Source organism: Methylobacterium sp. WL103, from assembly GCF_008039885.1.
Lineage (GTDB): Bacteria > Pseudomonadota > Alphaproteobacteria > Rhizobiales > Beijerinckiaceae > Methylobacterium > Methylobacterium cerastii.
Genome location: NZ_VRUX01000204.1, coordinates 1 through 6,910, shown reverse-complemented (window position 1 = coordinate 6,910; position 6,910 = coordinate 1). Strand labels below are relative to the sequence as shown.

General features: G+C 70.7%; 9 protein-coding genes. 6 read left to right on the top strand and 3 right to left on the bottom strand.

The features are described 5' to 3' along the window. Positions 1–23: 23 nt before the first annotated feature. On the bottom strand, positions 24–986 hold the full coding sequence (locus FV222_RS13650; RefSeq protein ID WP_147761967.1) for a LysR family transcriptional regulator: 963 nt from the start codon (positions 984–986) through the stop codon (positions 24–26). 188 nt (positions 987–1,174) lie between these two features. On the opposite strand from FV222_RS13650, the gene FV222_RS13645 reads away from it, so the two are divergent. The 4 genes from FV222_RS13645 (at position 1,175) to FV222_RS13630 (ending at position 4,668) form a co-directional block, all read left to right on the top strand. Beyond that, positions 1,175–2,233, top strand: coding sequence for a class 1 fructose-bisphosphatase (locus FV222_RS13645; protein ID WP_147761966.1), 1,059 nt, complete (start codon positions 1,175–1,177; stop codon positions 2,231–2,233). Positions 2,234–2,258: 25 nt separating this feature from the next. Beyond that, entirely contained in the window at positions 2,259–3,119 is an 861-nt protein-coding gene (locus tag FV222_RS13640; RefSeq protein WP_147752351.1) for a phosphoribulokinase, read from the top strand. 108 nt (positions 3,120–3,227) lie between these two features. Then, entirely contained in the window at positions 3,228–3,914 is a 687-nt protein-coding gene (gene rpe / locus FV222_RS13635) for a ribulose-phosphate 3-epimerase (protein ID WP_147761965.1), read from the top strand. Between the two features lie 10 nt (positions 3,915–3,924). Next, on the top strand, positions 3,925–4,668 hold the full coding sequence (locus tag FV222_RS13630) for an HAD-IA family hydrolase (RefSeq protein ID WP_147761964.1): 744 nt from the start codon (positions 3,925–3,927) through the stop codon (positions 4,666–4,668). A 4-nt stretch (positions 4,669–4,672) separates the two neighbouring features. On the opposite strand, the gene FV222_RS31185 is transcribed toward FV222_RS13630, so the two are convergent. Then, complete coding sequence (locus tag FV222_RS31185; RefSeq protein WP_246685459.1) at positions 4,673–4,906, bottom strand: hypothetical protein; 234 nt, start codon at positions 4,904–4,906, stop codon at positions 4,673–4,675. A 177-nt stretch (positions 4,907–5,083) separates the two neighbouring features. Between FV222_RS31185 and FV222_RS13620 the strand changes: the two genes are divergently transcribed. Beyond that, positions 5,084–5,830 (top strand): YebC/PmpR family DNA-binding transcriptional regulator, encoded by a 747-nt coding sequence (locus tag FV222_RS13620; protein WP_147752348.1) that lies wholly within the window; start codon positions 5,084–5,086, stop codon positions 5,828–5,830. Positions 5,831–5,960: 130 nt separating this feature from the next. Here the strand turns inward: FV222_RS13620 and FV222_RS31180 are convergent, their stop codons facing one another. Further along, the gene (locus FV222_RS31180; protein WP_246685458.1) at positions 5,961–6,131 is read right to left on the bottom strand and encodes a hypothetical protein; all 171 of its coding nucleotides are present in this window, start codon (positions 6,129–6,131) and stop codon (positions 5,961–5,963) included. Positions 6,132–6,312: 181 nt separating this feature from the next. Here FV222_RS31180 and ruvC point away from each other — a divergent pair. Further along, on the top strand, positions 6,313–6,910 hold a 598-nt coding region (ruvC, locus tag FV222_RS13610), incomplete at its 3' end, for a crossover junction endodeoxyribonuclease RuvC (RefSeq protein ID WP_147814656.1).

Sequence of the window (6,910 nt, the reverse complement as noted above, 5' to 3'; positions counted from 1 at the left end):
CCCGACGACGACGAGGCCGGCGCTCACGCCCGAGCTCCGGCGCCGACCGAGGCGAGCGCGCCCGCGCCGAGCAGGTCGACGCCCGGGAGCCAGCGGGCGCCGTCCTGCATCAGGTACTCCCAGAACGCGGCGGCGGCCGGCCCCAGGACCTTGTCGGCCCGGCGAACCGCGTACCAGTCGCGCCGGATCGGCAGGCCCTGCACGTCGAGGAGCACGAGGCGGCCGGCCTCGACTTCGGCGGCGACCGTGTGGGCGGAGAGCAGCGCGATCCCGAGGCCGGCCATCACCGCCTGCTTGATCGTCTCGTTCGAACCGGAATCGATCCCGAGCTTCGCCCGCTTGATGATGATGCCGTTCATGAACTCCTCGAACACCGTGCGGGTGCCCGAGCCGTCCTCGCGCACGAGGTAGGCCTCCTCGGCGATGTCGGCCTTGGTCAGCCCGCGGCGGCCGGCGAGCGGGTGGTTCGGGTCGGCGATCAGCACCAGCGGGTGCGGCCCGAAGATCTCGGCCTCGATCGCGAAGTCGCGCGGCGGCCGGCCCATGATCGCGAAGTCGATCTCGTAGTTGCGCAGGGCCTCGACCGTGTTGCCGCGGTTGCGCACCGAGAGGTTGATCTCGACGCCGGTGTGGCTCTTGACGAATCCGGCGATCACCTGCGGCGCGAAGTACTTGGCGGTGGAGACCACGCCCAGCGTCACCCGGCCGCCGGCGCCGCCCTTGAGGATGCGGAGCTTGTCGGCGCAGGTCTCGAGCACGGTGTTGATGCTGTCGATCGCCCAGAGCATCTCGCGCCCCGCATCGGTCGGCTTCAGGCCGGTCGGCGTCCGGTCGAACAGCAGCAGGCCCGCCTCCTCCTCCAATTGTCGGATGCGGGCGTACAGAGCCGCCGAGGTCACGTTCAGCTCTTGGGCGGCCCGCGTCATGGTGCCGAGCCTGGCCACCGCGGCGACCGCCTGAAGTTGCTTGAGAGACAGATTGCGCATGCGCTGTTTTTAGTTTTTTTGTAATCGGCCGCAAGAAGTTTTAGATTTCTTGGCCCCGCCCTGCACCGCTCCCTGGTGAACGGCCGGGTCCGTGCGGTATCCTGCCGACCGACCGGCGGGTAAAGCGTGCGGCGGGCGCCGGCTCCGGATGGCGGGCGCAACGAGATTCTGGGCGGAAGGGCAAGCGGATGTCGACAGGTTCACCGGCACTCGGATCGCGGCTCGACGCATGCCTCGCCGCCGCCGTCGCGGCGGAGCCGCACTTGGCCGACACCGCCGCCGTGATCGCCGCGATCGCGGCCGCGTCGATCGACATCAGCGAGGTCATCGGGCGCGGGGCGCTCGGCGGCGACCTCGCGGCGGCGGGCGAGCACAACAGCGACGGCGACGTGCAGAAGGCGCTCGACGTGATCGCCCACCAGCGCGTCACCGAGGCGCTGCAGGCCGCGCCGGTCGCCGAGGTCGCCTCCGAGGAGGCCGAGGGCGTGATGCACCTCAACGCCGGGGCGCCGCTCGCGGTCGCGATCGACCCGCTCGACGGCTCGTCGAACATCGGCGTGAACATGGCGGTCGGCACCATCTTCGGCATCCGCCCGGCGGTGACGGCCGAGGGCGACCCGATCGCCTCCTTCACCACGCCCGGTACGGCGCAGACAGCGGCGGGCTTCGTCACCTACGGCCCGGCGACGGCGCTGATCCTGACGCTCGGCCACGGCACCCAGGTCTACGTGCTCGACCGTGACCAGCGGGCCTTCCGGCTGACGCATGCCGCGCTGGAAGTGCCGGCGGCCGCCAAGGAATACGCGATCAACGCCTCGAACGCCCGGCACTGGGACGGCCCGATCAAGGCCTTCGTCGAGGATTGCCTGCGCGGCGCCGAAGGGCCGCACGACAAGGACTACAACATGCGCTGGCTCGGCTCGCTGGTGGCCGACGCGCAGCGCGTGCTGATGCGCGGCGGCGTGTTCCTGTACCCGGGCGACGGCCGCAAGGGCTACGCGCAGGGGCGTCTGCGCCTGCTCTACGAGGCCGCCCCGATCGCCATGCTGATGGAGCAGGCCGGCGCCGGCGCCACCGACGGCGAGCGCCGCATCCTCGACATCGCCGCCACCGGCATCCACGAGCGCGTGCCGCTGGTCTTCGGCTCGGTCGAGGAGGTCGCCAGCGTCGCCAAGTACTACGACGGGCGCAACCACGCCGCCGGGCGCTCCCCACTGTTCGGCCAGCGCGGGCTGATGCGCTCGTGATCGACCGGATCGCGCGGTAGCCTCCATGTCGGCGCGGCATCCCATCATCTCGGTCACCGGCTCCTCGGGCGCCGGCACGACCTCCGTGCGCAACACCTTCGAGCAGATCTTCCGGCGCGAGGACGTCTCCGCGGTCTACATCGAGGGCGACGGCTTCCACGCGTTCGACCGCGAGACCATGCACGCGATGATGGCGGCGGAGCCGACGCTCTCGCACTTCGCGCCGCGCGCCAACCTCCTGCCCGAGTTGGAGGACGTGTTCCGCACCTACGGCGAATCCGGGCGCGGCCGGACCCGGCACTACGTGCACGACGTCGAGGACGCCGCGCGCTACGGGCGGCCGCAGGGCAGCTTCACGGAGTGGGAGGATTTCGAGCCCGGCTCAGATCTGCTGTTCTACGAGGGCCTGCACGGCTGCGTCGTCGACCAGAGCCTGGACCTGGCCAGGTACCCCGACCTGAAGATCGGCGTCGTGCCGGTGATCAACCTCGAATGGATCCAGAAGCTGCACCGGGACCGCTCGTTCCGCGGCTACTCGACCGATGCGGTGACCGACGTGATCCTGCGGCGGATGCCGGATTACGTGCAGACGATCTGCCCGCAATTCTCGTGGACCGACATCAACTTCCAGCGGGTGCCCACCGTCGACACCTCGAACCCGTTCATCGCCCGCTGGATTCCGACGGCCGACGAATCGATGGTGGTGATCCGCTTCAAGGACCCGAAGGGCATCGACTTCTCGTACCTGCGCTCGATGCTGGAGGGCAGCTTCATGAGCCGGGCGAACTCGATCGTCATCCCGGGCGGGAAGCTCGACCTGGCGATGCAGCTCATCCTCACGCCGATCATCATGCAACTCGTCGAGCGCAAGCGGCGACTCGCCTGAACGAACGGATCGTCGCAGACGGAAGTCCGGCTGGTCAGGCCGGCCTTCCCGACCCATCATCAGCCTGCGCGAGGGGTCACGTCCCCGTCGCGATTCGGAACCCGTGCCATGCCGAAGGCCATCATCGCCCCCTCGATCCTGTCGGCCGACTTCGCGCGGCTGGCCGAGGAGACCCGTGCCGTGGACGCGGCAGGCGGCGACTGGATCCACCTCGACGTGATGGACGGGCACTTCGTGCCCAACATCACCTTCGGGCCGCCGGTGGTGAAGGCGCTGCGCCCGCACTCCAAGAAGTTCTTCGACGTCCACCTGATGATCGCGCCGGCCGACCCCTATCTCGCGGCCTTCGCCGACGCCGGCGCCGACGGCATCACCGTGCATGTCGAGGCCGGGCCGCACAGCCACCGCTCGCTCCAGACCATCCGGGGCTTGGGCAAGCGCGCCGGCATCGCGCTGAACCCCGGCACGCCCGCCGCGATGGTCGAGCCGCTCCTCGACCTCGTCGACATGGTGCTGGTGATGACGGTGAACCCGGGCTTCGGCGGCCAGAGCTTCATCGGCAGCGCGCTCGAGACGGTGGCGCGCGTGAAGGCGATGTGTGCTGGCCGCGCCATCGACATCCAGGTCGACGGCGGGGTGGACGCCGACACGGTCGGCCGCGCGGCGGCGGCCGGCGCCAACGTGTTCGTGGCCGGCAACGCGGTGTTCAAGGACGGTCCGGACCGCTACGCCGACCGCATCGCCGCGATCCGGGCCGGCGCCGAGGCCGCGGGCGGCGGATCGATCGCATGCTGATGCCGTCGTCATGCTGAAGGCGCTGATCTTCGACGTCGACGGAACGTTGGCCGAGACCGAGGACCTGCATCGCCAGGCCTTCAACCACGCCTTTTCCGAACTCGGCCTGTCCTGGCATTGGGACCCCGCCTGCTACGCCGACCTGCTGACCGTGATGGGCGGAAAGGAACGGCTCGCCCACTACGTCGCGACCCGGCACGGGGACGCCGCGGACCTCCGCGCCCGCATGCCGGAGATCCACACCCGCAAGACCGCGATCTACGGCGGCCTCGTCTCGGAGGGCGCGCTGGCGCTGCGCCCCGGCGTGGCCAGGCTCATCGCCGAGGCGCGGGCGGGCGACGTCCGCCTCGCGATCGCCACCACGACGACCCGCGCCAACGTCGACACGCTGCTCGCGGTCAACTTCCCCGCCGGCGACCGGCCCTTCGACGTGATCGCCTCCGGCGACGAGGCGGCCCGCAAGAAGCCGGCCTCCGACATCTTCGACCTCGCGGTCCATCGCCTCGGCATCGCGCCGTCGGAGGCGATCGCGTTCGAGGATTCCGCCGCCGGCATCCGCTCGGCGCTCGACGCCGGCCTGCCGGTGCTGGCGACGCGTAGCCGCTACACCGAGAGCCACCGCCTCGACGGCGCCTTCTCGGCGGTGTCCGACCTCGGCGAGCCGGGGCATCCGCACCGGCACGTGTTCGGGGTCGCCTGGGCCGACGGGGTGGTGACGCTCGCGGGCCTGCGGGCCTGGCACGCGAGCGCCTGAGCCGTCAGTCGCGACGCGTGGGCCGGGAGCGCGGGGCGCCTCGACCTTTCGCTTCCGTGGCGAACAGCGTCGCGCCGGCCACCAGCCCGAGAACCGCGGCCAAGCCGAGCTTCGGCCACCGGCGGCTCTCAGTACGCCGGAGATCGCGCGTGCCGTCGCCGCGGCGATCCTCGCGTTTCGCCCAGGCGTCGGCCATTTTGGCGCGGTGCCTTCGTTCGGTGGTCGGGTGGGTCGTCACGTCCGTGTCGTTCCTTCGCCATGGCCGTCGCGATGCACGGCGATCGTGGGGGGCCAACGTGCGAGGCGATGGTTCTTTCCGGATCGTCCAGCCCACCTGCGGCCCGCGTTGCCTCGTCGCGTTCCGCCCGCGTATAAACCGCAGCATCCCCACGACACCCAAGAAACGCGCGACGCCATGGCCGGCCATTCCCAGTTCAAGAACATCATGCACCGCAAGGGCCGGGTGGACGCCGTCCGCTCGAAGCTCTTCGGCAAGCTCGCCCGCGAGATCACCGTGGCGGCCAAGCTCGGCCTGCCCGATCCGGCGATGAACGCACGCCTGCGCGCGGCGATCATCGCGGCGCGCGCCGAAAACGTGCCCAAGGACAACATCGAGCGCGCGATCAAGAAGGCGTCCGGCGCCGACGGCGAGACCTACGAGGAGATCCGCTACGAGGGCTACGGCCCGGGCGGCGCCGCGCTGATCGTCGAGGCGCAGACCGACAACCGCAACCGCACGGCTTCCGACGTGCGCTCGGCCTTCACCAAATCGGGCGGGAGCCTCGCCGAGACCGGCGCCGTCGCCTTCATGTTCGACCGCGTCGGCGTCATCGCGTTCCCGGCCTCGGTGGCCGACGCCGACACGATGATCGAGGCCGCGATCGAGGCCGGCGCCGACGACGTGCGCTCGGACGAGGCCGGCCACGAGATCACCTGCGCGCAGGACTCCTTCGGCGAGGTCTCGAAGGCGCTCGAAGCCCGCTTCGGCGAGCCGACCCGCACGGGCCTCGTCTGGAAGGCCCAGAACACGATCGACGTCGACGACGAGACCGGCGAGAAGCTGATCCGCCTCGTCGAGGTGATCGAGGACCAGGACGACGTGCAGAACGTCTACGTCAACTTCGCCCTGTCCGACGCGCTGGTGGCCAAGCTCGAGGCGTAAGGCTCAGGCCTCAGCGGAGCGAGACCGTCCCGCTGCGGTCGCAGCGATAGGGCGCGACGCCCACCGCCGGGTCCTGCAGCACGCGTCCGCCGGAGGCCTCGCAGCGGGTCTGGAACGAGTCGTGCGGCCCCTAGAAGCTCCAGATCGTGAACATCGGCAGCACCATCATCAGGCAGACGCTGCCGATGACCATGCCCGCCGCCCAGGCGCTGCCGCGCAAGGGCTTGGGCGGCTCCGGCCGCATCGGCGCCATCGGGGCGAGGAAGGCCAGGGTCGGCACCAGCCAGTCGAAGGTGTTCATCCGCCTGCCCCCTCGATCGCTCCGGTGCGGTTCCGGTCACGCGCCACGGGACGGACGGTAGTTCGGCCGCGCCGAATGCGAAAGGTGCCGGCCCGCGACCGTTTGGCGAAACCGATCGTTCACGCTATGTGCTCACAAAGGGCAGGCGTGGCGGTCCGGCCCCGCGCCCGAGGTCTCGCCCATGACGCCCATCCGCATCCTCGGCATCGACCCGGGCCTGCGCCGCACCGGCTGGGGCATGGTGACGTTGACCGGCGCCAAGCTCGCCTACGTCGATTGCGGCGTCGTCACCTCGGACGGCGACCTGCCGCTGGCGCTGCGCCTGCGCGAGCTGCACGAGGGCATCACCCGGATCGTACGGGATTTTTTGCCCGACGAGGTCTCGGTGGAGGAGACCTTCGTCAACAAGGACGCGCAGGCGACGCTGAAGCTCGGCCACGCCCGCGCCATCGCCCTGCTGGTTCCGGCGCTCGCCGGCGTGCCGGTGTTCGAATACGCGGCGAACCTGATCAAGAAGTCGGTCTGCGGGTCGGGGCACGCCGAGAAGGTGCAGATCCAGGCGATGGTGCGGTTCCTGCTGCCGAAGGCCGAGTTCAAGGTCGCGGATGCGGCCGACGCGCTGGCCATCGCCATCACCCACGTCAACCATCGCGGCGCGCATGCGCTGAAGCGCGCCAACCCGCCCCCCGGCGCGGCGGGCCCCCGGGGCCGCCCGGCGCCGGGCCGCGCCGCGCCGGGGCCCCCCCATCGCCGGCTGGTGACCTTTTCCATGACGCATC

Coding starts and splice junctions, on each gene's coding strand:
- FV222_RS13630 (WP_147761964.1), top strand. CDS start 3,925: ATGCTGAAGGCGCTGATCTTCGACGTCGACGGAACGTTGGCCGAGACC.
- FV222_RS13620 (WP_147752348.1), top strand. CDS start 5,084: ATGGCCGGCCATTCCCAGTTCAAGAACATCATGCACCGCAAGGGCCGG.
- FV222_RS31180 (WP_246685458.1), bottom strand. CDS start 6,131: ATGAACACCTTCGACTGGCTGGTGCCGACCCTGGCCTTCCTCGCCCCG.
- FV222_RS13650 (WP_147761967.1), bottom strand. CDS start 986: ATGCGCAATCTGTCTCTCAAGCAACTTCAGGCGGTCGCCGCGGTGGCC.
- FV222_RS13645 (WP_147761966.1), top strand. CDS start 1,175: ATGTCGACAGGTTCACCGGCACTCGGATCGCGGCTCGACGCATGCCTC.
- FV222_RS13640 (WP_147752351.1), top strand. CDS start 2,259: ATGTCGGCGCGGCATCCCATCATCTCGGTCACCGGCTCCTCGGGCGCC.
- rpe (WP_147761965.1), top strand. CDS start 3,228: ATGCCGAAGGCCATCATCGCCCCCTCGATCCTGTCGGCCGACTTCGCG.